Source organism: Corallococcus sp. bb12-1, from assembly GCF_026626765.1.
Classification (GTDB): domain Bacteria; phylum Myxococcota; class Myxococcia; order Myxococcales; family Myxococcaceae; genus Corallococcus; species Corallococcus terminator.
Genome location: NZ_JAPNJZ010000027.1, coordinates 239,019 through 263,312 on the forward strand (window position 1 = coordinate 239,019; position 24,294 = coordinate 263,312).

The following is a 24,294-nucleotide window of genomic DNA, read 5'->3' on the forward strand; positions in this document are numbered from 1 at the left end:
TCGGGGATGGCTCGCCTCGACCCGCACTCGTACAACGACAGCACGCAGCCTGAGACGGAAACGCTGGAGTGGAAGGCCCGCGTCGATTTCCGGACGCGCCGCCTGCACGCGGAGGCCACGCTGACCCTCAAGGAGGCGTCAGCCGGCCCCCTCGACCTGGACACCCGCGACCTGGACATCCGCGCCGTCGTGGATGCCCAGGGTCGTCCCTTGCCCTACATCCTCTCCCCTCCCGAGCCCATCCTCGGGAGCCGGCTGCGCATCCAACTGCCCGAAGGGCTCAAGCAGCTCACGGTGCGCTACCGCACCTCTCCGGAGGCGAGCGCGCTGCAATGGCTTCTGCCCTCGCAGACGGCGGGGGGACAGCATCCGTTCCTCTTCAGCCAGTGCCAGGCCATCCACGCGCGCAGCGTGGTGCCGCTGCAGGACACGCCCCGGCTGCGCATCCGCTACCGCGCGTCGCTGCGCGTGCCCAAGGTGCTCAAGGCCGTGATGGCGGCGAGCTTCGTGGGCCGCGAGGAGCACGGCGTGGAGGCGGAGGAGCACTTCGAGATGCCGCAGCCGGTGCCCCCGTACCTGCTGGCGTTCGCGGTGGGCAGCCTCGCGCCCAAGGAGCTGGGGCCGCGCTCGCGCGTGTGGGCGGAGCCGGAGGCGCTGGAGGATGCGGCGGAAGAGTTCGCGGGCGTGGACGACATGCTGAAGGCCGCGGAGTCCCTCTTCGGGCCGTACGACTGGGAGCGCTTCGACCTGCTGTTGATGCCGCCCTCGTTCCCGTACGGCGGCATGGAGAACCCGCGGCTGACGTTCCTCACGCCCACGCTCATCGCCGGGGACAAGAGCTTGGTGAACGTGGTGGCGCATGAGCTGGCGCACTCGTGGACGGGCAACCTGGTGACGAACGCGTCCGCGGAGCACTTCTGGCTCAACGAGGGCTTCACCGTCTTCGCCGAGCGCCGCATCCTGGAGGCGCTGGCCGGGCCGGAGGTCGCGGCGCTGCATGCGGCGCTGGGACGCAGGTCGCTGGACGAAGCGCTCCACCACTTCCGCGCGCACCCGCAGCTCACGTCCCTGCGCACGCACCTGACCGGCGTGGATCCCGACGAGGCCTTCTCCCAGATTCCGTACGAGAAGGGCTACCTGCTCCTGCGCGCGCTGGAGGACGCAGTGGGCCGTCCGGCCTTCGACGGCTTCCTGCGCCGGTACCTGGCGACGTACCGCTTCCAGGCGCTCACCACGGAGGACTTCATCCTCTTCACGGAGAAGGAGCTGCCGGGCGCGCTGGCGAAGGTGGACGCGGACGCGTACCTGAACCAGCCCGGCGTTCCGACGAGCGCACCCCGTCCCCACTCGGCGCGGCTGGAGGCGTTGGAGGCGCTGCGAGGACAGGTGCCTTCGGAGGCGGCGGTGAAGGACTGGACGCCCACCGAGTGGCAGCTCTACCTGGAGTCGATGCCACCGGACACATCCCTGGACATCTTCCGGCAGCTCGACGAGCGCTATGCGCTGACGAAGAGCCGCAACTCGGAGGTGCTGGTGGCGTGGCTGGTGGCGGCGCTGCGTGCGGGCTTCGAACCGGCGCTCCACCGTGCCGAGGAGTTCCTCGGCGAGGTGGGCCGCATGAAGTATTTGAAGCCGCTCTACAGCGTGCTCGCCTCGTCGCGCGACTACCGCAAGGTGGCGCGCGACGCGTTCGAGAAGCATGGGGCGCGCTATCACCCCATCGCGCGGCAGGGCGTGGAGCTCATCCTCGCCCGCGCGTGAGGCTGTGACTACTTGCGCGCTGCTTCCAGACGCTTCTTGGACAGCGCGAGGTACTCCGGGTTCATGTCGATGCCCACGTAGCGATGGCCGTGCTTCAGGGCGGCCACGCCGGTGGTGCCGCTGCCGTTGAAGGGATCCAACACCAGCGAGTTCTCCGGGCAGCTCGCCTCCAGGATGCGCTCCAGCAGGGCCACCGGCTTCTGGGTGGGGTGGCTGCCGAAGGCCTTCTCCTCGCCGCGCGGGGCCGTCTGCGTCCACATGCGGCCAGCGCCGTCGGCGGTGAGCTCCTCGTCACCGTTGCGCGGCAGGGCCCAGACGTCGCGCATCTGCTTGCCGCCGTTCTCCGCCTTCATGCGCTGGTAGTTGAAGACGTGCTGGAGCTTGCCGCCCGTCTTCGGCGAGGCCCAGATGAGCAGCTCCGTGGAGTGCGTGAAGTAGCGGCACGCCAGGTTCGGGCTCGCGTTGGGCTTGTACCAGGTGACGGTGTTGAGCAGCTTGTAGCCCAGCTTCTGCATGGCGAAGCCGGCGTTGAAGATGACGTGCTGGGTGCCGCTCACCCACAGCGTGCCGGAGGGGCGCAGCAGGCGCTGGCAGGCGGCGAGCCACTTCGTCGTGAAGGCGTGGTCCTCCTCCACCCCGCGGGACACATCCCACTGGCCCTTGGCCACGGAGACGCGCTTGCCGTTCTTGCAGGTGGTGCCCCCGTTGGACAGGAAGTAGGGCGGGTCCGCGAAGATGAGGTCGAAGGACTGCTCCGGCAGCTGCGCCATCAGCTCCAGGCTGTCGCCCTGGAGGAGCGTGTAGTCCTCCCCGCGCTTCGCGTAGACGCTGTCATTGAGAGAGCGTCGAACAATCTTCAGGCTAGGAGCAGCAGCTTCCGCGAACATCTCGCCTCCGTCTTCGGACACACGTCTTCGGGACGGGGCGGACTGTGCGGTCAGTCTGCTGCTACGTCGAATTTCTGGCCTGTAGCACCCTGAAATTTGACGTAGCGGGTTCTCCAGAAACACCGCGAGCAGGGCGGGAGCGCCTCTGTCTTTCGAGGCCCTCCACGACCTGCTCGTGGGCACTGCGGATGTCTTGAGCGGAAGCGGCTTTAAGCCTTCTTCTCGGGCTCGGCGCCTTCGGCCGGCGCGCTGGTCTTGATGAGGGGCGCGTTGTTCGCGTAGCGCTTCTTGAAGCGGTCGATGCGGCCCGCCGTGTCCATCAGCTTGTACTTGCCGGTGAAGAACGGGTGGCAGTTCGAGCACACTTCCACGCTGAACGAGCCGCGGGTCGACTTCGTCTCGATGACGTTGCCGCAGGCGCAGGTGACGCGAGAGGGCGGGTAGACGGGGTGCATGTCGGGCTTCATGGTGCTTCTCTCCAGTGCGCCTTGCCCCCACCCCTGACGGATGGGAGGTCCAGCGTTGTAGTTGGGTCGGGGCTTATAACGGCCGGGCCGCGCTTTCTCAAGGCCAGGTGATGTCCCCGGGGTGTCCCCAGAGGGAAACCGGACGCGGGAATCCGGGTCGCCCGGGGGGCTTCCGGGGGGACGGGCCCCAGGTCGTACCCTGGGTGGGGGCACGAGGCCCTCCCGCCCGAGTCAGTGCCCCGCCGAGCCAGGGGGTTCGACGCGCTCCACCTGCTGCTGCACGGCCTTGTCGGAGGCCACGTCGGCGCCCAGTTGGACGTACGACAGCAGGTACGTGCGTCCCACCTTCACGGGGGCAGTGGCGGCTGCGGTGCGTCCCAGGGCGTCGCGTCGGGCCTCGAAAGAGGTCAGCGTCTCCTGGAGCGAGCGGCGCGAGGCCTCGTCCTTCTCCGTCTTGAGGCGCTCCTTCACCCGCGTGATGTTCGCCTCCACCATGCGCTGGCTCTCCAGGGCGCGGTTGGCTTCGGACTGGTCGCTGAAGGGGCCGGTGCCCTCCACGGACACCTCCAGCTTCGCGACCTGCCGGCCCCGCTCCCCAGGGGGAATCAGCGTGGACACGCCCTGGCGCTGCGCCATGCCCACGCCCCGGCCGTCGTGCGACTGCACCACGAAGTCCACGCCCTCGGCGCCCTGCGCCAGCTTCACGGCCTCCGCGTAGGGCACCGCCGCCAGCACCACCACCAGGTCCACCTTCGCCGTGTCGCGCAGGCGCTTCACCTCGGCGGCCACCGCCGGCTGCACGGGCTGGCCCCGGACACCCGGGGGCAGGACCGCGGCGCCGTCCGAGCCGCCCGTCGGGGCCTTGGGGTCCGGCGACGCGGGAGAGACGCCGATGATGCCCACCTTCAGCCCGCCCGCGGTCGTCACCACCGACGCGGGGAAGAGCCGCTGGCCCTTCGCGTCCACGAGGTTCGCGGACACCGGCGTGAGCTTCGTGCCCTGGGTCTTCTTCTTCAGGAAGTCCACGCCCAGCACGAGGTCGCGCTGCCCCACGGCCATGGCCGTGTAGCCCTGCGCGCCCATCTGTTCCAGGAGCAGCCCCGCGCGCAGCTTCGCCGTCGGGTCCTGGCCGTCGGCCAGACTCTTGAAGAGCGCATTGCCCGCATCCAGCGCGAGCACCGGCACGCCCTTGGCGCGCTCCTGGGTCAGGACCGTCTTTCGTCTGGCCAGACCGCCAGACGGGTTGTGTCGTCAACCACAGGGGGCGATTTCGCCCCCATTGTCTCCGGTGAAGAGCAGCACGAGCTTCTTCGGCGCGGCACCCGCCACCAGGGGCAGGAGCAGCAGCGCCAGCGCGGCCAGGCGGCGGGGGCTCATCACTTCTTGGCCTTCTTCGGCGCGGGGGCGGCCTTCTTGTCCAGCTCCGCCAGCTTCGTCTTCGCCGTCTTCGCCGCGTCCGACTTGGGGTAGCTCTTCACGAGTTCCTCCAGCGCCAGCTTCGACTCTTCCTTCATCTTCAGCTTCTGGAAGCAGTCGGAGGAGCGCAGGTACGCGTCCGGCGCGGAAGCCGTCTTGGCGAAGTCCTGCACCACCTTGCCGTACTCGAAGAGGGCCTCACGGCACTTCGCTTCGGTGAAGTACGTCTCCCCCAGGCCGTAGTGCGCTTCGCCGACGAGCGCGTCCTTGGGCCACTTCTTCACGAACTCGTTGTAGAGCTGGCGCGCGATCAGCACATCGCCCGCCTTGGCCTTGTCCTGCGCGAGCGCGAGGAAGTCCTTCTTGTCCGCGGGGCGCTGGAGCTCCTCGGCCTTCTTCTTGGCTTCGGCTTCCTTCACCGCTTCCGCGCCCTGGAGCGCGAGGAGGCGCTGGTTGGTCTCCTCGGTGTTCTTGCCGAGCGCCGCTTCCAGTTCGCCAATCTTGTAGAGGTACGTCTCCACCTGGCCGCGCAGCTGCGACAGGTCCTCCACCGTCTTCTGGAACTGCACGCCGATGTCCGCGTCCTTGCGGCGCGCGGCGGTGTCCAGGCTCTGCAGGGCCTGGGTCACCTGGGCGACCTTCTCGTCGATCTTCGGCTGGGTGGCGGCGAGCTGGTCGCGCGCCTCCTTCAGCTCCGTGGACAGACGGGCGTTGTCCGCCCCGAGCTTGTCCACCTTGGCTTCGAGGGCACGGCCCCGGTCGGCGGGGTAGAAACATCCGGGAACGGCGGCGGTCAACAGGGCGAAGAGCACGAGCCTGCGCATGGGGCCGGCATCCTAGGTCCAAAGGCGTCCGCGCGCCGCTTCTGTTTGCCTCCTCCGTGCCATCCAGGCAGGCAGCCTGCCCCCCGTCTTCAGCGATGCCCCTCCGCCTCCAGGCGCTCCACGGCCCGGGCACAGGCCACCCGGAGCCGGGTCAGGTTCAGGAAGAAGGGCACGGCTCGCGCCCGTCCGGAGTCCACCGCGTCCCGCGCCCGGCGGTACTCCCCCACCGCGGTGTCGGGTCGGCCGCACTGCTCCAGGAGCAGGCCCAGGAGGTAGCGCGCGGCGACGTGGTCCGGGTCCAGGTCCAGGCACCGGCGCAGATCGAGTTCCGCCTGCGCGTCGGAGACCCCGGTGGAGGCCCCGTCGAGCACGCAGGAGAAGATCCAGTCCGCCTCCGCCATCGTGGACGCTCGGGCCTCCGCGGATGGGGGCTCCAGAGGGGGCTCGTCGAGCTCCGGATCCAACGCGAGTCCGAGCACTCCGACGGGAGGCACGGCGGGGAAACGGCCGGAGCCGCGTGCCGGAGGGGCCGCCGTGGACTCGGGGGCAGCGCGCACGGCGTCGCGCGGCGCGGTGCCTTCTTCAGGCACGGCGGGAATGCGGCCCGAGTCGCGCTTCGAGGCACCTTCGCTGGACACGGCGGGAATGCGGCCCGAGTCGCGCGGCGAGGTGCCTTCTCCAGGCACGGCGGAACGGCCCGAGTCGCGCGGCGAGGTGCCTTCTCCAGGCACGGCGGGAATGCGGCCCGAGTCGCGCTTCGGAACTCCTTCACTGGCTACGGAAGGAAAACGGCCTGAGTCGCGCTTCGAAGCAGCTTCGCTGGACACGGAAGCAAAGCGGCCCGAGTCGCGCTTCGGTGCACCTTCGCTGAACACAGCGGGAGAGCGGCCCGAATCGCGCCGGGAGGTGGGGGCATTCACCTCCGCCTCGTCCACGCGCACGTAGAAGAACGCCTGCTCACAGGGCAGCAGCCGCAGCGAGGGCGGAACCTGGAGCAGGGGCTCCGCGGCCGACAGCACCAACACGCCTCCGGGCGTGAGCCTGTCGCTCAGGTTGCGCACCGTGCGCTGGAAGGCCTCCGGCGTGAAGTAGATGAGGACGTTGCGGCAGAAGATGATGTCGAACCCGCCGTCTCCCCCCGCCTCCGGATACGGCAGCTCCATCAGGTTGTGGCGCCGGAACCCGGCCTGCGTGCGCAGCGACCCCACCAGGAGCTGACGTCCCCCCTGGGGCTGGAAGTAGCGCGCGCGCGTGACGTCCGGAACCCGTCGCAGCGCGTCCGCCGGGAAGCTCAACTCTCGCGCCCGGTTCAACACCTGCTCGGAGATGTCCGTGCCCAGCACCCGGCTGGCGGGGTCCGCCCCCTCCTGCGCCAGCATCACGAGCAGCGTGGCCACCTCCTCGCCCGCCGCGCACCCCGCGCTCCACACCCGCAGCGGCAGCTTCGAGCGCTGCACCCGGGGCGACAACACGTGCTCCCGGAACGCGGCCAGCTGCACCTCGTCCCGGAACACCTCCGACGTGTGCACCGCCACCGCGCCCACCAGCCGCGCCAGCTCCGCCGCGCCCACCATGGAGCGCAGATGGGACACCATCTGCGCGGCCGTCCCCTCGAGCCCCAGCGACTCCAGGCGCGCGTCCAGCCGACGCCGCTGGGCCACGCTCAGCGCCATGCCCGTGTGCGCCGCGATGAACGCGTGCACGGGAGCCCAGCGCTCGGAAGAGGACGTCACGGCTCCGGCTCAGCGCCCCGCGGCCAGGGACTCTCCGCGCGCCAGCTTCGCCAGCGTCGCCGCGACGTCATCGCCGTGGATGAGGTGATCCACCGCCTTGCGCTCCACCGCCGCGCCCGGCATGCCGAACACCACGCAGGACTCCTCGTTCTGCGCCAGCGCAAGCCCTCCGGCCTGCTTGATGGCCAAGAGCCCGTCCGCGCCGTCCGCGCCCATGCCCGTGAGCACGACGCCCACCGCGCGCCGGCCGTACGTCTTCGCCACGCTCTCCAGCAGCATGGTGCCGCTGGGCATGTGCCCGTCGCGCTCCACGCCCGTCTTCAGCGCCACGCGCCCGCGCACTGGCACCAGCGTGTGTTGATCCGGCGGCGCCACCAGCACCAGGCCCGGCGCCAGCACGTCGCCGTCCTGCGCCAGCCGCACCTTGAGCTTGCTCGTGTTGGCGAGCCAGCTGGCCAGCGACTCCGAGAAGGCCGCGTTGATGTGCTGGACGATGACGATGGGCGCCGGGAAGTCCACCGGCAGCTCCGACAGCATCCGGTAGAGCACCTGAGGGCCGCCGGTGCTCGCCGCCACCGCCACGATGCCCATGGAGACCGCGGGCAGCACCGCGGTGGGGTGCGGCGTGCCCGCCTGCGTGCGCTTGGGACCGCGCAGGTGGCGGATGACGCGCACCGAGGAGATGAGCTTCACCTCCTTGGTGAGGTTCCACGCATCCGCGCCCGCGTCGATGGAGGGCTTGATCTGCAGCGCCAGCGCCCCCAGCTCCAGCGCGCGGTACGTCAGCGCGGGGGCCTGCGAGCGCGGGTCGCCCGTCAGCACCAGGATGGGCGTGGGGCACTCGGCCATGATGTGCTCCACGGCCGTGAGCCCATCCATGACGGGCATGTCCACGTCCATGGTGATGACGTGCGGACGAAGCTCCTTGGTGAGGGCAACGGCCTCCACGCCGTTCGCCGCGGTGCCGACGACCTCGACATCCGGGTCGTCGCTCAACGCCGCGCTGATGAGCTGTCGGCAGATGAGCGAGTCATCGACCACCAGCACCGACACTTTCTTGCCCATGGACGTTCCATACCCCGTACGCGCGGCGGGGAGTATAGCAATGCGCGTGGATCGCCGGTGCGCTGCGGACTTCAGGCCAACAGCCGCCCCACCACATCCACCAGGTCCTGCCGGACGAGGTCGCCTTTCGTGATGTAGCCGTCCGCTCCGGCCGCCAGCCCCCTCGCCCGGTCTGCCTCCCCTCCCCGGGTGGTGAGGATGACGACAGGCAGGGCATTCCGGGCCGGATCGGTCTTCAGGCGCCGGGTGAGCTCCACGCCGTCCATCCGAGGCATCTCCAGGTCGGTGACGACCAGCTCCACCGGGGGCCCGTCCTCCCCGAGGAGCGCGAGCGCCCCGACGCCGTCCGGCGCCCGGAGCGTGTCGTACCCCACCGCCTCCAGCAGGTTGGCCACCAGCTCGCGGGTGAGGGGTGAGTCGTCCACCACCAGGATGCGGCGTCGGCGCACCTCCGGCGTGCGCAGCGGGGGCCGGACGAGCCGCAGGGGCGCCGTTCCATGCACGCCCGCCGCCAGGGTCGCCGCCGACAGGACCATGGCCAGCCGCCCATCCGCCAGCGAGGTGGCCCCGGTGAGGTGGGTGAAGCGGGCGAGGATGCCCTTCAGCGGTAGGATGGCCTGGACCCGTTCCTCCAACACGCGATCCACCGCCAGTGCGGCCTCCATGCCCTGGCCCTTCACCACCAGCACCAGCTCGCCCTCGCGGGCGGGGCGCTCGGCGGCGTGGCCCAGGAGAGAGGCCAGGGACGCGAAGGGCAGCACGCGACCCTCGGCCCGGAGGACGGGGCGTCCGGCGACCTCTCCCACCTCGGTGGCTTCCACCTTGATGGCCCGGGAGACATGGACGGCACCCAGGGCGAGCGTTTCGTCGCCCACCTGGATGAAGAGCAGGGGCGCGACCGTGAGGGACACCGGCACGCGCAGGGTGAAGATGGTGCCCCAGCCGGGCGCGGACTCCACGCCCACGTCGCCGCCCAGCGCCTGGAGGGACGCGCGCACGGCGTCCAGCCCCACGCCCCGACCTGACAGGTCGGTGACCACCTCGCGCGAGGAGAAGCCGGGCAGGAAGATGAGGTCGCGCGCGGCGGCGTCGGACAGGGCGTTCGCGGTGGCCTCGTCGAGCACGCCCCGGCGCACGGCCACCCGCCGCAGCAGCGCGGGGTCCATGCCCATGCCGTCGTCCTCCACCCGCAGCACGATGCGGCTTCCCTCGCGCGCGGCGCGCAGGGTGAGGCAGCCCCGGGGGTGCTTGCCGGCGCCGACGCGGTCCACGCGCGTCTCCAGGCCGTGGTCCAGCGCGTTGCGCACCAGGTGCATCAGGGGTTCGCGCAGGGCCTCCACCACGGAGCGGTCCGCGCGGGTGTCCTCGCCGTCCACGACCAGCTCCACCTCCTTGCCCAGCTCCCGCGCGAGGTCGCGCACCATGCGGGGGTAGGGTTCGAAGAGGACGGCCAGGGGCAGCATGCGCAGGGTCTGGACCTCTTCGGACACCTGGCCCAGGTCGCGCAGCTCCGCGTTCGCGAGCAGCTTGGCCTCCCGGTGCAGGGTGGCGGCCAGCTCCTTCGCTCGGCCCAGTCGCTCCGCGAGCGCCACGCCCGCGGGGCCCAGGTCCTCCGCCGCGCGGGCCAGTTCGCTCAGCTCGCGCACGAGCGCCAGCCGCCGCGCGTTCGCCAGTTCGCGGCGCCGCGCCACCTGCCCCAGGTTGGTCACCGCGCTGGTGAGCATGTCCAGGCTGGCCACGCCGATGCGCACCGCCGTGTCCACGCGCATCTCACCGTTGCGTGCCGCGCCGCCTCCCGTCTTCAGCGCACCAACCGGGGGTGGACGGGGGCCAGCGGCGGTGTCGATCAACCGGGTGCCCGGCAGCGGCGCCGCCGCGGGATTCACGAAGGAAGGACCCGCCGACGCTCCAGGCGTGGAGCCCACGAGATACGAACCCGCCGAAGCGCCCGTGGAATGCCCCACGAAATGCGAACCCGCCGACGCTCCAGGAGCGGGGCCCGCGAGAGGCGAACCCGCCGACGCTCCAGCGAAGGAACTCGCGGGGTGCGCGCCCACCGAAGCCCCCGGAACCGGACCCGGCGAAGACCATCCCACCGAGGTGCCCGAAGCGGAGGCCCCGGGGTGCGCGCCTACCGAGGAGCCCTGCCCAGTCCCCAGCGCCGTCTGTCCCCCAGGCGGCTCCGAGCGGATCGCCGTCATGAGCAGGTGCGACGCGGCCGCGACCGGAGACATGCTCGGCGCCGGAGCGGACTCCGAACGCAGCGCCACCGTCGACCAGTGGGCGGGCACGACGGGCCCGCCCGACTCCGCGCGGGTCGTCGCCTGCAGGTGGGACGCGGCGCCCTGCGTCCCCTCTGCCCTCGGCGCCACTCCAGGAGCCCTCGCCGCCGCCGCCCAGCCCCCGTCCTCCATGGAACGGGGCACCACCGGCCGCGCGGCCTCCACCGTGGTCCGCTGTTGCAGCGTCGCCACCAACGTCTCCACCGACAGCGGAGGCTCTCCCGCCTGGAGCGCACCGGACAGCGCGAGCACCGTGTCCGCCGTGGTGAGCAGCGCGTCGGTGGACTCCGACGACAACCGGTAGCGGTGGGGCTCCGCGCAGCGGACCAGCTCCTCCATCTGGTGCACGAGCGTGTTGATCTCATCGAAGCCCATCATCCGGGCCTCGCCCTTCAACCCGTGCAGCTCGCGCAGCACCCGCTGCCCGGCCTCCAGGCTGCCCCCGGCCTCCAGCTCCATGAGGGAGCGGTTGATGCGCTCCAGGCGCACCGTGACCAGGTCGCGGAACTGCTTGAGGAGCCGTTCGCTGGGGTTCACCCGCCCTCCTCCTTGCGCAGGGTCGCCTGATGGATCTGGAAGCGCTCCACCACCCCACGCAGGTCCTGCGCCAGCCCCAACAGGTCCCCGTTCGCCGAACTCACCTGCTTCGTGGCGTTGAGGCTCTGCTGGGTGATGCGCAGGATGTCCGCCATCGTGTCCGCGAGCTGATCCGTGCCCGCCTGCTGCTGCTGCGTGGACCGGGAGATGCTCCGCACCGCGTCCGACGTGCGCCCCGCCAGGCTGACGATCTGCCGCAGCGACTCCGACACCTCCTCCGCCAGCGCCGTGCCCGTCTCCACCGCGCGCACCCCGCCGCCCGTCACCGCCACCGCCGCGGCGCTCGCCTCGCGCACCTCTTCGATGAGCCCTTCAATCTCCTTGGTGGACTCCAGCACGTTCTCCGCCAGCCGCCGCATCTCCGCGGCCACCAGCGAGAAGCCCCGCCCCACCTCGCCCGCCTTGGTGCCCTCCAGCTCCGCGTTGAGCGCCAGCAGGTCCGACTTGTCCGCCACGCCGTTGATGAACTCGACGATCTTCCCAATCTGCTGCACGCGCTTGTTCAGCCGCGCCACCGCGGAGCTGATGGCCAGGTTGTCCTGGCGCATGCGCGACATGGCGCCCAGGAATGACTCCGCGCTGCCCTGCCCTCCCTGCGCCGCCGCCAGCGTGCGTAGGGCGATCTCCGCCACCGACCCCGCGTTCTCCGCGATCTGCTTCGCCGAACGCGCCAGCTCCTCCGTGGTGGCGCTCGTCTCATCCAGGCTGCTGGCCTGTTCGGCGGCGCCCGCCTCGTAGCGCCCGGAGGTGCTGAGGATCTCCTCCGTGGTGGCCGAAATCTGCGCCCCCGCGCGCTGCAACTGCGCGAGCACGTCCGCCAGGTGCGTGCGCATCGTGGTGAAGGCCGCGGACACCGCCCACACCTCGTCCTCCGCGGGCACGAGCCGAGGGCTCGCCAGGTCTCCCGCGGCGATGCGGCGCGCCTCCCCGGACAGCTCCCGCATCGGCCGGCCCAACAGCGTGCCGCCCAGGTACGCCGTCGCGAGCGCCAGCCCGAACACCACCGCGCACAGCACCACGCTGGACATGAACGCGTCCACGTGCAGCTCGCCCACGACCGTGCCCTGCAGGTCCGGGCTGCCCGCCTGCTGGAGCTTCGTGAAGACGCGCTCCGACAGCGCCATGACGACCTGCGCGCACAGCACCGCGGGCGTCACCACGCAGATGGCGGTGAAGGCCACCAGCCGCGCGCGGATGCGCGAGCGCCGGGGCAGCGCGGCGATGACCTGCCCGTGCGTCAGCCCCTGGTCCGCCAGCCACAGCACGCCCCGGCGCGCCCGGAGCGTCACGAGCCCGTACACGAGCAGCGACGTGAGCGGACCGAACAGCGCCCCCAGCCCCGCGACCCGCAGGGTGAGCGCCCCCGTCAGCCCCATCTCCGTCCACAGCACGACCGCCACCACCCCCGTCGTCAGCACCCACAGGCCCAGCGAGCGGAAGAACGCCTCGCCGGGAGCGCGCGACATCTCGCCCACCGCCTCCGACAGGTGTTCCGCCGTGGGTGGCACGTCCCCACGCTCCAGGGCCCGCAGCGTGGGAAACCGGCGCAGGGACACGCCCACGCCCAGCAGCATGTGCAGCGCGCTCACCCCCACCACCAGGAACACGAGCGCGCTCAGGCTGCCCGTCAACGGACCGCCGATGACGAGCGACGCGAAGTGCAGCCCCAGCGTGGAGCCCACCAGGTTCGCAAGCGGGACGGGCAAGGCCAGATGTCGGCTGAAGAAGGCCCGCCGGGGCCCGATGCGCACGGACATGGACGCCCTACCCTTCCCCGGTTTCGACGTGGAAGCGCTCCACCACGTGCTGCAGGTCATGCGCCAGCGTGGACAGGTCCGCGTTGGCCGCCACCATCTGCTTGGTCGCCGCCGCGTTCTGTTCGGTGACGCGCAGGATGTCTCCCATCGCCGCCGCCAGTTGATCCGTGCCCGTCTGCTGCTGCTGCGTGGCCAGCGAGATGCTCCGCACCGCGTGTGACGTCTGCCGCGCCAGCTCCAGGATGAGCCCCAGGCTGTCGTCCACCTGCGCCGCCAGCAGCGTGCCCAGCTCCGTCGTCTTCAGGCCCGCCTCCGTCGCCATCACCGCCGCGTTCGTCGCGTCGCGGATCTCCCCGATGAGGCCTTCAATCTCCTTCGTGGAGCGGATGACGTTCTCCGCGAGCCTGCGCATCTCCGCGGCCACCAGCGAGAAGCCCCGCCCCACCTCGCCCGACTTGGTGCCCTCCAGCTCCGCGTTGAGCGCCAGCAGGTCCGACTTGTCGGCGATCTCGTTGATGAACTCCACCACCTTGCCAATCTGCTGCACGCGCTTGTTGAGGCGCACCACCGCGTCCGCGATGGCCTCGTTGTCGTGCTTCATGCGCTTCATGGCGCCCAGGAAGGCGGTGGCACCGCGCTGGCCGGACTGCGCCGCGCTGAACGTCGTCTCCGCGATGGCGGACACGGACTCCGCGTTGTCGGCGATCTGCTGCGCGGACCGGGCCAGCTCCTCCGTGGTGGCGCTGGTCGCGTTGAGCGACCCGGCCTGCTCATCCGCGCCCACCTCCTGCTCCGTGCTGGTGGCCACCAGTTGCTCGGTGGTGGAGGAGATCTGGATGCCTGCCTTGCGCAACTGTGAGAGCGCCTGCACCAGTTGCACCTGCATCTGGGTGAAGGCCGCGGAGGTGGCCCACACCTCGTCCTCCGCGTGGATGACGCGCGGGGGGCGCACCTCGCCGCTCGCGATGCGCGTCGCGTCCTCCGTGATGGCGCGCAGGGGCTCCGACAGCGTCGTGCCCGCGAGCGCGGCGGTGCCCAGCACCAGCAGCGTGACGAGCCCCGCGAGCAGCCCCAGGGGAGCGCCCTCGCCCTTGCGGGCCCGCACGAGGATCTCCTCCCGCGCCTGGGGCGTCCTGGCCTGCACCCACGCCTCCACCACCGCCTCCGTGCGGGTGTAGGCCACGTCCAGGATGAAGAGCGACGGGCTCAGCACCGCGATGGCGGTGAACACCACCAGGCGCCGGCGGATGTGCATGCGCCGGGGCGGCAGCGCGGCCAGCACCTCCAGCGGCGACAGGCCCTCCGCCACCAGCCGCTCCAGCGTGACGCGCGCGCGGCGCACCAGCATGAGGTAGACGAGCATCGAGCTGAGCGGGCCCAGCGACAGGCCCATCAGCACCACGCGCAGCCCTTCGGTCCACGCCACGTGCGCCAGCAGCGGGAAGGACACCGCCACCAGCACCGTTCCGCCCAGCCAGCCCTGCAGCGCGAACCAGAAGCCGACGCCGGGCATGGCCGCGACCTCCTGGAGCGCGCGGCGCAGGTGTTCGGGCGTGGAGGGCAGGCGGCCGTCGCCCAGGGCGATCAACGTGCGCAGGGCGCGGCTGTCGCGAACCCCGCCCAGCCCCAGGAACAACGCGAGCGCGCACAGCCCCAGGATGGACAGCGGAAGCCGGCCCTCCGACGGCAACGTATGGGACAGGTGGATGTGCAGGAGCGCGAGCATCACGCCCACGCAACTGCCCAGCACGCGGGGGCGCGTCGTCCACCGGGCCAGCGTCCGCAGCTCCCTGCGCTGCGGCGTCATGCGCCCTCCGGGGCCAGGCCGCGCAGGTAGCGCTCGAAGCCGTCCAGGTGCACCAGCGGCCACAGCACCCCGCGCGTCAGCACGAAGCCGCGCAGGCTTCCCCCGGAGGCGCCCGCCACCACCGGCGAGGGGGGCAGCACCGACAGCACCTCCGCGTCGATCTCCAGGCCGTCCACGCCCACGGCCTCGCCCGTGAGTGTCACGAGCACGCGCTGGGCGCCCGCGGCCTCACGGAAGGCCCTGCGGGCGGACACCCAGGCGTCCCCCGGCGCGGCGATGGAGGCCACCTCGTTCGCCTCGAACGCGAGGCGGTGGGGGCCTACATGGCACAGGAGCGTCCCCTCGACCCGGGCGGCGCGGGGCATGGCGCTAGCCGCCCTGGCTGAGGTGGTCGAAGAGGCCTTCGGGGTCGATGACGGCCACGTCGCGCGCGCCGCTCTTGCCGGGGCCGCGCAGGTGGACGTGGACGCCCGTGGGACCCAGGGGCTCCAGCGCGCCCGTCACAGGGGACACCCCGGCGACGGAGCTGGCGGTGAGGGCCAGCGTTCCCCGGGGCAGGCGCACGAGCACCGCTCGACGGGAACCGGCGGTCACCCCTCCCACCAGCAGGCTCATGTCCACGACGGGGATGACTTCACCCCGGTGCGCGAACACGCCCAGCAGGTGGGGCGGGGAACCCGGTACCCGCGTCAGCTCGGGGAAGGTGACCACCTCCGCCGCGGCTTCCGCGGGTACCGCGTACCAACTGCTTCCACAGGCGAAGACCAGGTAGGACTGACGCGTTTCCGACTCGAGGGCGGCCATTTCGCGCCAGAGCCTACCCCAGAACTAGCGCTGGAACTCCACGCGGCGGTTCTCCGCCCACGCTTCCTCGGTGGCGGCGTTGGCGACAGGGCGCGTCTCGCCGTAGCCCACCGTCGTCAGACGGTTGGACGGCACGCCCAGGTCGGTCAGGTAGCGCTTGACCGCCGCGGCGCGGCGGTTGGACAGCTGGAGGTTGTACTCCTCCGTGCCACGGTCGTCCGCGTGGCCGCCCAGGGTGATCTTCCCCGTGCTCGCCTTGATGCAGGCGGCCAGGTCGCCCAGGCGCGACTGCGCGCTGGAGTCCAGGGTGGACTCGTTGAAGCCGAAGCGCACCGCCGAGTAGTCGCAGCGGGAGTCGGCCGAGGCCGTCACGCAGCGGCCGCCCTGGCAGTCCTGACCCTCACCGCAGTCGGTGGCGGCGGTGCAGGTGTCCTTGGGGGCCTGGCAGCGGCCGGCCTGGCACTTGCCACCGTTGCACGCGGAGTCGTCCTTGCACTGCGCCTCGGCGCACTTGCCGGCCTCGCAGATGCGGCCGGAGCCACAGGCCGCGTCCGTGGTGCACTCAGGGGGCTTGGGGGCGCACTTGTTCGCCTGGCAGGTGAAGCCCTCACGGCAGTTGGCGTCCGTGGCGCACTCCTGGCACTGACCCTGGACGCAGACTTCGCCCTTCTCCTTACAGGCCTCGTCGTCGTTGCACTTGGGATAGGTGGGCGGGCACCCGGTCAGCACGGCCACGGCGAGGGCCAACCCCGCCCAAAGCGAAATCCGACGCATCATTCCTCCGTACAGCATTCTCGGGAAAAGGAGACCCGCTAGCTCGCGGGTCAAGACTGTCGCGTGTAGTCGCACACCCCGGCGTGAGTCAAAAGATTTGTCCTGGACTCGTCCTTCGGGGCCGAACGAGTCGCTTGATGCCCCGATTATTTCCGTGAGAGTGTGACCGGTTTGCCCATGCCCGCCGCCGTCCTCATCGTCGATGACGAAAAGAACATCCTCCTGACCCTGAGCCAGTCGCTCCAACTGGCTGGCTACCGCACGGAGCTGGCCAGCAGCGGTCAGGTGGCGCTGGACGTGGTGAGCGCGCGCCCGGTGGACGCGGTGCTCATGGACGTGAAGATGCCGGACATGGACGGCCTCACGGTGCTGGCGCGGCTCACGGAGCTCAAGCCGGAGCTGCCCGTCATCATGATGTCGGGCCACGGCACCATCGACACGGCGGTGAAGGCGACGCAGCTGGGGGCGCGGGACTTCCTGGAGAAGCCCCTGGCGCGGGACAAGCTGCTGGTGGCGCTGCGCAACGTGCTCACGCACCAGGCGGCGATGGAGGAGTTGCAGGAGCTGCGCGCGCAGCTGGGCCGCTTCGACATGGTGGGCGGCGGTCCGGCCATGCAGCGCATCTTCTCCCTCATCCAGCGCGCGGCGCCCAGCGAGGGCCGCGTCCTCATCACCGGAGAGAACGGCACCGGCAAGGAGCTCATCGCGAGAGCGCTGCATCAGCACTCCAAGCGCAAGGGCGGGCCGTTCGTGAAGCTCAACTGCGCGGCGGTGCCGCACGATCTCATCGAGAGTGAGCTGTTCGGCCATGAGAAGGGCGCCTTCACCGGCGCGGTGAGCGTGCGGCGCGGCAAGTTCGAGCTGGCGCACGAGGGCACCCTCTTCCTGGATGAGATCGGCGACATGCCGCCCGCGATGCAGTCGAAGCTCTTGCGCGTGCTCCAGGAGGGGGAGCTGGAGCGCGTGGGCGGCGCGGAGACGCTCAAGGTGGACGTGCGCGTGTTCGCGGCGACGAACAAGAACCTGGAGAAGGAGATCGCCGCCGGGCGGTTCCGCGAGGACCTCTACTACCGCATCAACGTGGTGCAGATTCATTCGCCCCCGCTGCGCGAGCGGGCGGAGGACCTGCCGGACCTCATCAACACCTTCCTGAGCGAGGCGTGCGCGAAGAACGGCCGCCGGCCGCTGATGCTGTCGCCGGACGCACTCGCGGTGATGAGCGCCTACGACTACCCGGGCAACGTGCGCGAATTGCGCAACCTGGTGGAGCGGCTGGCCATCCTGTGTGAAGGCCCGGTCGTCTCGCGCACGGACGCGCTGGAATTGCTGCCCCGGGGCCGGCCCCTGCCCCCGATGCCCGCGGCCACCGTGGGTGGAGACGCGCCCCTGGCTCCGGTGGCGGCCGTCGCCACCGCGCCCGTGACCTCAGGCCCCGTTGGCTGGCGGCCTCGCGTGGATCAGACATTCCGTGAGCAGGTGGAGGACGCGGAGCGGGAGATCATCCAGCACGTGCTCGCCCACACGCATGACAACGTGACGGAAGCGGCGCGGATCCTCGATCTGGAGCGGGGTCACTTCTACAAGAAGATGAAGGCCCTGGGCCTGCGGCGCGGACAGTCCGACTCGTAGGTGCCTGCATTGCGGTTCCTGACTCCCTTCATCCTCTGACAGAAGCGAGCCTTCCCGGTGGAGCGTGGGCCTCGCGCCGCGCCAGCCCCATCCGTCCGGCACCAGCGCCTGGCTGTGCTCCAGGCACGAAGCCTCCCGGCGCTACACCGGGAGGCCGTCATGGAATGGGATTGCGGAAGCAGCAGGACTACTGGATCCGCTCCTCCACGAGCTGCTCAACTCGCTCATGGTACTCATCAACGCGGTACTCCTCCTTCAACTGGAGCAACTCGGCGTTCAAGGACATCTCCTGCTCCTGCGTCCAGGAGACGGTGCCAGCGCCGAGATCGATAGCCCGACCCATGCTCTGCGAGATGCAGGCGCATTGGGGGAGGTTCGTGTTGACCAGCCAGTTTGTATTGGGGTCGTTGACGTAGGAGTTGACGAGCGCGCTGCACGCGCCAGGAGAGGACGCGGCCACCGTCATCCAGTTGATCGGTAGCGTTTGAGTAGTCACGACGACGGGCCACAACTGCAGATAGGCCATACAGTTGCCGTAGAAGATCGGGTTGGGATTGGTGCTGGTCCCACCACCGTAGATGGTGACGACCCCTCCCCCCGCCCCTGGGATCGCCCCATTGACGGCTGCATGAACAGTCGCGGCGAAACCAGCAACGAGGCAGGCGCCCACAAAGATTCCGAGGGACTTCTTCATCTGTATTTCCTTCAGATAGCCGGTGAAGCCCTGTTCACAGGGCAGACCGGGAAGTGAGCCCACGCATCAAGCATGAGGCATGCCACCGGCTTCGTACTTAAAGCCGCGAATGCGGCTTTCGCCAGGAATGACAAGAAATGTCACACTTCACCTTCGTTTGTGACATTGGCGGCAACAGGCAAGGTGAAGGTGCCAGGGTTTCCAATGGCAACCCGGGCTGCGCTCAGCAGCCAGCAGGCTGCTGGAGGACTCCGGTGCGGGTCGACATGACACACCGGGCATGAGCTCCTCACGGGGCCCGAGCCCCCCCCGTCCGGTCGGGTGCCCGGGAACGCATTGACGTCCATGCGCGGCGTCTGGTCTATTGGTCCGCAGGGCGCTGAGGGGCGCCTGTGCCCGAAAAGACGACGTCACCCTCGCTTCACCCGCAGCCGACATGCTCCCGATGAAGTCCTTCCACGGTCCACCAGCGGGTGAGGGCCGCCACCGAAGGAATCGTCATGGGAACCGGCAGCACCGCCACGCTCACGCTTCATGAATGCAAGGTCCGGGCATCGCTCCTGCTCAAGGACCTGGACTCTCCCGACACCACCCGCTCCCTGCGCGCAGCCGAGCGCATGCGCGCCCTGCCCTTCTTCGCCGGCCTGTCCCTGGGCGAGGTCCTCTCGCGCCGCGACACCGTGAAGCACAAGCACGGGCTCACCGTCATCGCCCGGGAAGCAGGCCATGCCACCTGGACGCAGTTGAAGCAGGCCCTGGAGGCCGTGCCCGCGCCGGGGTTGGACACGCGCGTGTTCTTCCAGAAGAACCAGGGAGTCTTCCTCAATCGCTGGTGCGCCACGTACGAGGAAGCGGCGGCGTCCCTCTTGGCGCAGGGCGGCTTCCTCTTCCCCTTCCGCAGCCAGTACTTCGTCTGCGAGGCCGGCTTCCTGCGCGCGTTGGGCATCGACGTGAAGGATCCGGACTGGGAACGGATGGGCCACGACTGGGTGCGCCCCCGCGACCCCGCCGCGAAGGCCCGGCTGGAAGCGAAGCTCGTGGCGCTCGGATACGGAGGCCAGCATGTCGCCGGTTGATGACTCGCGCGCATCCCGCGCCGAACGCAAGCGCGCCTACAAGGAAGCCGTGGCCCCCATGGGCATCTACGCCATCCGCAACCTCGTCAATGGCAAGGTGTTCGTGGGCCACAGCCTCAACCTGCCCGCGATGTTCAATCGCATTCGCTTCGAGTTCGCCCAGCGCATGCACCGCGTCCCCGAACTCCAGGCGGATTGGGAACGGCTTGGCGAAGCGGCCTTCTCCTTCGAGGTGTTGGACCAGCTCAAGCCCCTGGACGAGCCCGGCCCCACCCCGCCCGTGGAGGAATTGAAGGTGCTGGAGGAGATGTGGCTGGAGCGCCTGAAGCCCTACGGCGACGCCGGCTACAACACGCCGCCCAGGCCCTGAGCGCCGCGGGACCCAAGCCTACATCCCGGTGGGGGTGGTGCCTCGACGCGCCAGGACGTGCGAGGATGGGCGGACCTCATGAGCACGAGCGCCGCCCCCATCCTCGGCATCGACTTCGGGACCACCAACACCGCGGCGGCCTTCTTCGACAAGGCAGGAAAGCTGCGGGTGGTGCCCATCGCGGAGAAGAGCCTCACGCTGCCCTCCATCGCGTGGTTCCACGCGGGCGACAAGGCCATCGTCGGCCCCGCGGCCCGGCGGCAGATCATCGATGATCCGCGCCACACCATCTTCGGCGCCAAGCGCTTCCTGGGCCGCCGCTTCCAGTCCGAATACGTGGCGCGCCACCGGGGCCGCTTCGCCTTCGAACTGGTGGAGGGCCCGGACGGCTACACCGCCGTGGAGGTGTACGGCAAGGTGACGCCGCTCATCGACGTGGCGCACTTCATCCTCAAGCACATCAACACGCTGGCCACGCACGCGGCCGGCGCTCGCTTCGAGGAGTGCGTGCTCACCGTCCCGGCGCACGCCAACATCCGCCAGCGCGAAGCCATCCGCCACGCCGCGGAGAAGGCCGGCCTGCGCGTGCGCGCCATCGTCAACGAGCCCACCGCCGCGGCGCTCTACTACGCCAACCTGCGCAACCCCGAGCAGACGGTGATGGTGTTCGACCTGGGCGGCGGCACCTTCGACGTCACCCTCATGGCGGTGCACAACCGCGTGGTGAAGGTGCTGGCCACCGGCGGCGACGCGTTCCTGGGCGGCGCCAACTTCGACGAGGCGATTGTCGAAGCGCTCGTGGACGACTTCCGGAAGAAGCACGGCATCGACCTGCGCGACAACAAGGTCGTCATGCAGCGGCTCGTCTTCGCCGCCGAATCCGCGAAGATGGCGCTGAGCAACGCCACGTCCGTCCCGCTGCGCGTGCCGTGCATCACCCAGAAGGACGGCGCCTTCGTGGACTTCAACTACACGCTCACCCGCGAGCAGGTGGAGTCCATCGTCTTCCAGCTCATTGAACGCACCGCCGCCGCGTGCGACGACGTGCTGGAGAAGGCGGGCATGAAGGCGGACTCCATCGACGAATTGGTGATGGTGGGCGGCCAGACGCGCATGCCCGCCATCCGCAAGCGCCTGGGCCACTTCCGCAAGCTGTCGTCCGACAAGGAGGTCCACCCGGAGCTGGGCGTGGCCGTGGGCGCGGCCATCCTGGGACGCAACCTGGCGCGTGGCATCAGCGGCCTGTCGGACGTGGTGCCCATGCCCATTGGCGCCATGGTGCCCGGCGGCGCCCAGCACGAGGTTCTCCCCGCCAACACCCCCGTGCCCGGCACGCGCTCCGTGGTGCTGGAGCTGCCGCAGTGGGCCGGCCCCGTACCCGTGGCCCTCTTCGAGGCGCTGGACCGCACCACCGTGGAGCGAGAGCTGCTGGGCACCGTGCGCATCGAGCCGGACTGGCGCGTGGCCCACCCCGGGCCCACCACGCTGGAGCTGCGCATGGCGCCGGACTTCTCCCTCGCCGCCAGCCTCGTCGCGCCGGATGGCCAGCGTCAGCCGCTGACCATCACCGACCCGAACGCGCCCCTGCGACTCTGACGCAGCCGGCAGGTCAGCCGGTGGCCCGGGACGTCACCGTGCCCCGGAGCTGCTCCAGGAGCCGGCGGCACTCCTCCAGCGCATCCGCGCAGTGGGCCACCAGCGGCTCCAGGCCTTCCACCACCCGGGCGTCCGCGCGCTGCTCGATGTCCCAGCACAGCGACTCCAGGGTGGCCGCCCCGAAGTAGGCCGCGTTGGACTTGAGCGTGTGGGCCGCGCGGGCCAGGTTCTCCATCTCCCCCTGGGCCAGCGCCGTGCGCGCGTCATCCATCAGCCGGGGCATGCTCTCCAGCGCCGTGTCGATGAGCTCCGGGAGCATCCGCTCCACCTGTCCGTCCAACGACTGCCACAGCCGCTCGAGCGCGGAGGCCTCCAACCCCCGGATGCGCGGCGTGCCCACGCGGGGCACTTCCGTGACGCGCGCGTGGGTGGAGGTCGCGGCTCCGGGCTCGCGCGGCAGGCGCTCCCAGGCGCGGCGCAGCGCGGCGATGAGCTCCTCCACGCGGATGGGCTTGCTGAGGAAGTCGTCCATGCCCGCGTCCAGGCATTCCCGCCGGTCCGCCGTCATCGCGTTGGCCGTCATCGCGATGACCCAGGGCTGCTCGCTGACCGGCACCTCCGTGCGCAAATGGCGCGTGGTCTCCAGGCCGTCCATCTCCGGCATCTGCACGTCCATCAGCACGACGTCGTAGCGCGTGCGCGCCAGGGCGTGCAGGCCCTCGCGGCCGTTGGACGCCGTGTCCGCCGGGTAGCCCAGCCGGTCCAACACGAGCAGCGCCAGCTTCTGGTTGGTGGGGTTGTCCTCCACCAGCAGGATGCGCAAGGACATCTGGTCGCCGGGGCGCGCGTTGAACACCGAGCGCTCCCGGGTGGCGAGCGCGGGCACTGGCGGCACCAGCTTCGCGGAGATGAGGTCCTGCGCCAGACACGTCATCAGCGCGTCGTGCAACTGCGACGCCTTCACCGGCCGGGGCAGCACGGCGGTGAACATGCCCGGAGGCTGCGCGTCGCGCTGGTCGAACGACGTGAGCAGCAGCAGCGGCAGCTCGCGCGCGTCGCGCTGATGACGGATGAGCCCCGCCAGCGTCGGGCCGTCCATCAGCGGCATGCGGTGGTCCAGGATGGCCAGGTCGAACCGGGCCCCCGACTCCAGGCGCGTGAGCGCTTCCGCCCCGGAGCCCACCTCCACGATGTCCATTCCCCACGCGGAGAGCTGACGGCCCAGCAGCTTGCGGTTGATGGCGTTGTCGTCCACCACCAGCACGCGCCGGCCCTGGAGCTTCAGCGGATCCGGGCGCAGGGCATTGCCGCTGCGCGGGGCCTCGCGCGCCTGGAAGGTAAAGTGGAACGTGGCGCCCCTACCGGGCACGCCCTCGCTCTCCATCCACAACCGCCCGCCCATCGCCTCCACCAGCCGCTTGCAGATGGCGAGCCCCAGGCCCGTGCCGCCGAAGCGCCGGGACACCGATTCGTTCAACTGGTTGAAGGGCTGGAACAGCCCCCCGCGCGCGGACTCGGCGATGCCCAGGCCGGTGTCCTGCACCGCGAAGTGCAGTTCGAACGACGCGCCCGGGGCCAGGGGCGGCCGGGGCGCGTCCACGGAGATGGACACGCCGCCGCGCTCGGTGAACTTCACCGCGTTGCCCACGAGGTTGAGCAGCACCTGCCTGAGCCGCGCGGAGTCACCCACCACGTTGACCGGCGTCTCGTTGCTGACGTGGTAGCCCAGGTCCAGGGACTTCTCGCTGGCGCGCACCGCCAGCAGGTCCATCACGGACTCCACGCACTGGCGCAGGTTGAAGGGCTTCTCCTCCAGTTCGACCCGGCCTGCTTCGATCTTGGAGAAGTCCAGCATGTCGTTGAGCAGCCCCAACAGCGCGTCGCCGCTCTGGCGGATGGTGGACGCGAAGTCGCGCTGCTCGGGCGTCAGCGCCGTGTCCATCAAGAGCCCCGCCATGCCGATGATGGCGTTCATCGGCGTGCGGATTTCGTGGCTCACCGTGGCCAGGAACAGGCTCTTGGCCTGGTTGGCGTCCTCGGCGGCCTGGCGCGCCCGCTGGAGGTCGGTGACGTCGTGGTAGATGGCGATGAAGCCCAGCGACTGGCCGGCCACCATCACCGGCAGGGCGCGCAGCTCCACGTCCACCACCGTGCCGTCCTTGCGCACGCGCTTCGTCACGACGTGCACGCGGTCCATGCGCAGCACCTCGCGCGACGTCTCCTCGGCCTCCGGACGGATGTCGTCCACGTTGGCCACGAGCTTGAGGATGTTGCGGCCCATCGCCTCCTCATGCGTGTAGCCGAACAGCCGCTCCGCCGCGGGGTTCCAGGTGAGCACTTCGAAGGCGCGGCTGATGGTCACGATGGCCACCGGACTGTGGTCCACCACCGCCTCGAAGAACTCCTTCTGCTGCCGGAGGATGGACTCCGCCGCCTGCGTGCCATCCGGGCCCCTCAACATCAGCACCCAGCCGCCGTCACCCGGCTGCGGCAGGGCCAGCACCCGCACGGTGTGCGCCGGGCCCGCCTGCCAATCCCTCTCCACGGGAGGGCCTCCGCCTTCCGGGATCTCCGGCGGCGTCCAGCCCGGCAGCACGCGGTCCACGGGCATGCCCACCAGCACGTCGCGGGGACCCAGGAGGCCCTCCGCGGCGCGGTTCACGGCCACGACCCGCAGGGTCGGGTCGAGCACGAGCGCACCGTCGCGCATGTGCTCGAACAAGGCCGGATACGCGCTGGGTGGCAGTTCGGGCAA

At 70.5% G+C, this 24,294-nt stretch carries 20 protein-coding genes; 5 read left to right on the top strand and 15 right to left on the bottom strand.

Annotation, left to right across the window (positions count from 1 at the left end; all coding sequences use genetic code 11):
• Positions 1–6: 6 nt before the first annotated feature.
• Positions 7–1,761, top strand: a complete 1,755-nt coding sequence (locus tag OV208_RS32000) for a M1 family metallopeptidase (protein WP_267577718.1) — start codon at positions 7–9, stop codon at positions 1,759–1,761.
• An 8-nt stretch (positions 1,762–1,769) separates the two neighbouring features.
• On the opposite strand, the gene OV208_RS32005 is transcribed toward OV208_RS32000, so the two are convergent.
• The 13 genes from OV208_RS32005 to OV208_RS32065 form a co-directional block, all read right to left on the bottom strand.
• Positions 1,770–2,648 carry a DNA-methyltransferase gene (locus tag OV208_RS32005; RefSeq protein ID WP_267577719.1) on the bottom strand — a complete coding sequence of 293 codons (879 nt, stop codon included), beginning with the start codon at positions 2,646–2,648 and terminating at the stop codon, positions 1,770–1,772.
• 209 nt (positions 2,649–2,857) lie between these two features.
• Positions 2,858–3,115: a 50S ribosomal protein L31 gene (gene rpmE, locus OV208_RS32010; RefSeq protein ID WP_267577720.1), complete on the bottom strand. Its 258-nt coding sequence runs from the start codon at positions 3,113–3,115 to the stop codon at positions 2,858–2,860.
• Positions 3,116–3,346: 231 nt separating this feature from the next.
• Entirely contained in the window at positions 3,347–4,294 is a 948-nt protein-coding gene (locus OV208_RS32015; protein ID WP_267578052.1) for a 5'-nucleotidase, read from the bottom strand.
• A gap of 72 nt (positions 4,295–4,366) precedes the next feature.
• Positions 4,367–4,492, bottom strand: coding sequence for a hypothetical protein (locus tag OV208_RS32020; RefSeq protein ID WP_267577721.1), 126 nt, complete (start codon positions 4,490–4,492; stop codon positions 4,367–4,369).
• Positions 4,492–5,355 carry a tetratricopeptide repeat protein gene (locus tag OV208_RS32025; RefSeq protein WP_267577722.1) on the bottom strand — a complete coding sequence of 288 codons (864 nt, stop codon included), beginning with the start codon at positions 5,353–5,355 and terminating at the stop codon, positions 4,492–4,494. The genes OV208_RS32020 and OV208_RS32025 overlap by 1 nt, the downstream gene beginning before the upstream one ends.
• A gap of 89 nt (positions 5,356–5,444) precedes the next feature.
• Positions 5,445–7,088, bottom strand: coding sequence for a CheR family methyltransferase (locus OV208_RS32030; RefSeq protein ID WP_324291434.1), 1,644 nt, complete (start codon positions 7,086–7,088; stop codon positions 5,445–5,447).
• 9 nt (positions 7,089–7,097) lie between these two features.
• Positions 7,098–8,153 carry a chemotaxis-specific protein-glutamate methyltransferase CheB gene (cheB, locus tag OV208_RS32035; RefSeq protein WP_120541020.1) on the bottom strand — a complete coding sequence of 352 codons (1,056 nt, stop codon included), beginning with the start codon at positions 8,151–8,153 and terminating at the stop codon, positions 7,098–7,100.
• A gap of 71 nt (positions 8,154–8,224) precedes the next feature.
• Complete coding sequence (locus OV208_RS32040; protein WP_267577723.1) at positions 8,225–10,972, bottom strand: response regulator; 2,748 nt, start codon at positions 10,970–10,972, stop codon at positions 8,225–8,227.
• Entirely contained in the window at positions 10,969–12,789 is a 1,821-nt protein-coding gene (locus tag OV208_RS32045) for a methyl-accepting chemotaxis protein (RefSeq protein ID WP_267577724.1), read from the bottom strand. The genes OV208_RS32040 and OV208_RS32045 overlap by 4 nt, the downstream gene beginning before the upstream one ends.
• Positions 12,790–12,796: 7 nt before the next feature.
• Positions 12,797–14,596 carry a methyl-accepting chemotaxis protein gene (locus tag OV208_RS32050; RefSeq protein WP_267577725.1) on the bottom strand — a complete coding sequence of 600 codons (1,800 nt, stop codon included), beginning with the start codon at positions 14,594–14,596 and terminating at the stop codon, positions 12,797–12,799.
• The gene (locus OV208_RS32055; RefSeq protein ID WP_267577726.1) at positions 14,593–14,961 is read right to left on the bottom strand and encodes a protein CrdC; all 369 of its coding nucleotides are present in this window, start codon (positions 14,959–14,961) and stop codon (positions 14,593–14,595) included. The genes OV208_RS32050 and OV208_RS32055 overlap by 4 nt, the downstream gene beginning before the upstream one ends.
• A 4-nt stretch (positions 14,962–14,965) precedes the next feature.
• Positions 14,966–15,400 carry a chemotaxis protein CheW gene (locus OV208_RS32060; protein ID WP_120545466.1) on the bottom strand — a complete coding sequence of 145 codons (435 nt, stop codon included), beginning with the start codon at positions 15,398–15,400 and terminating at the stop codon, positions 14,966–14,968.
• Between the two features lie 24 nt (positions 15,401–15,424).
• Complete coding sequence (locus OV208_RS32065; protein WP_324291438.1) at positions 15,425–16,174, bottom strand: OmpA family protein; 750 nt, start codon at positions 16,172–16,174, stop codon at positions 15,425–15,427.
• A gap of 177 nt (positions 16,175–16,351) precedes the next feature.
• Between OV208_RS32065 and OV208_RS32070 the strand changes: the two genes are divergently transcribed.
• Entirely contained in the window at positions 16,352–17,803 is a 1,452-nt protein-coding gene (locus OV208_RS32070) for a sigma-54-dependent transcriptional regulator (RefSeq protein ID WP_267577728.1), read from the top strand.
• 187 nt (positions 17,804–17,990) lie between these two features.
• On the opposite strand, the gene OV208_RS32075 is transcribed toward OV208_RS32070, so the two are convergent.
• Positions 17,991–18,497 carry a hypothetical protein gene (locus OV208_RS32075; protein ID WP_267577729.1) on the bottom strand — a complete coding sequence of 169 codons (507 nt, stop codon included), beginning with the start codon at positions 18,495–18,497 and terminating at the stop codon, positions 17,991–17,993.
• Between the two features lie 500 nt (positions 18,498–18,997).
• On the opposite strand from OV208_RS32075, the gene OV208_RS32080 reads away from it, so the two are divergent.
• The 3 genes from OV208_RS32080 to OV208_RS32090 all read left to right on the top strand — a co-directional run bounded on the left by OV208_RS32080 (position 18,998) and on the right by OV208_RS32090 (position 21,539).
• Complete coding sequence (locus tag OV208_RS32080) at positions 18,998–19,573, top strand: hypothetical protein (protein WP_267577730.1); 576 nt, start codon at positions 18,998–19,000, stop codon at positions 19,571–19,573.
• Positions 19,560–19,943, top strand: a complete 384-nt coding sequence (locus tag OV208_RS32085; protein WP_267577731.1) for a GIY-YIG nuclease family protein — start codon at positions 19,560–19,562, stop codon at positions 19,941–19,943. Before OV208_RS32080 ends, OV208_RS32085 begins: the two co-directional genes overlap by 14 nt.
• Before the next feature lie 78 nt (positions 19,944–20,021).
• On the top strand, positions 20,022–21,539 hold the full coding sequence (locus OV208_RS32090; protein WP_267577732.1) for an Hsp70 family protein: 1,518 nt from the start codon (positions 20,022–20,024) through the stop codon (positions 21,537–21,539).
• A gap of 13 nt (positions 21,540–21,552) precedes the next feature.
• On the opposite strand, the gene OV208_RS32095 is transcribed toward OV208_RS32090, so the two are convergent.
• Entirely contained in the window at positions 21,553–24,294 is a 2,742-nt protein-coding gene (locus OV208_RS32095; protein ID WP_267577733.1) for a PAS domain-containing hybrid sensor histidine kinase/response regulator, read from the bottom strand.

Coding starts and splice junctions, on each gene's coding strand:
- OV208_RS32000 (WP_267577718.1), top strand. CDS start 7: ATGGCTCGCCTCGACCCGCACTCGTACAACGACAGCACGCAGCCTGAG.
- OV208_RS32005 (WP_267577719.1), bottom strand. CDS start 2,648: ATGTTCGCGGAAGCTGCTGCTCCTAGCCTGAAGATTGTTCGACGCTCT.
- rpmE (WP_267577720.1), bottom strand. CDS start 3,115: ATGAAGCCCGACATGCACCCCGTCTACCCGCCCTCTCGCGTCACCTGC.
- OV208_RS32020 (WP_267577721.1), bottom strand. CDS start 4,492: ATGAGCCCCCGCCGCCTGGCCGCGCTGGCGCTGCTGCTCCTGCCCCTG.
- OV208_RS32025 (WP_267577722.1), bottom strand. CDS start 5,355: ATGCGCAGGCTCGTGCTCTTCGCCCTGTTGACCGCCGCCGTTCCCGGA.
- cheB (WP_120541020.1), bottom strand. CDS start 8,153: ATGGGCAAGAAAGTGTCGGTGCTGGTGGTCGATGACTCGCTCATCTGC.
- OV208_RS32045 (WP_267577724.1), bottom strand. CDS start 12,789: ATGTCCGTGCGCATCGGGCCCCGGCGGGCCTTCTTCAGCCGACATCTG.
- OV208_RS32050 (WP_267577725.1), bottom strand. CDS start 14,596: ATGACGCCGCAGCGCAGGGAGCTGCGGACGCTGGCCCGGTGGACGACG.
- OV208_RS32055 (WP_267577726.1), bottom strand. CDS start 14,961: ATGCCCCGCGCCGCCCGGGTCGAGGGGACGCTCCTGTGCCATGTAGGC.
- OV208_RS32060 (WP_120545466.1), bottom strand. CDS start 15,400: ATGGCCGCCCTCGAGTCGGAAACGCGTCAGTCCTACCTGGTCTTCGCC.
- OV208_RS32065 (WP_324291438.1), bottom strand. CDS start 16,174: ATGCGTCGGATTTCGCTTTGGGCGGGGTTGGCCCTCGCCGTGGCCGTG.
- OV208_RS32070 (WP_267577728.1), top strand. CDS start 16,352: ATGCCCGCCGCCGTCCTCATCGTCGATGACGAAAAGAACATCCTCCTG.
- OV208_RS32075 (WP_267577729.1), bottom strand. CDS start 18,497: ATGAAGAAGTCCCTCGGAATCTTTGTGGGCGCCTGCCTCGTTGCTGGT.
- OV208_RS32080 (WP_267577730.1), top strand. CDS start 18,998: ATGGGAACCGGCAGCACCGCCACGCTCACGCTTCATGAATGCAAGGTC.
- OV208_RS32085 (WP_267577731.1), top strand. CDS start 19,560: ATGTCGCCGGTTGATGACTCGCGCGCATCCCGCGCCGAACGCAAGCGC.
- OV208_RS32090 (WP_267577732.1), top strand. CDS start 20,022: ATGAGCACGAGCGCCGCCCCCATCCTCGGCATCGACTTCGGGACCACC.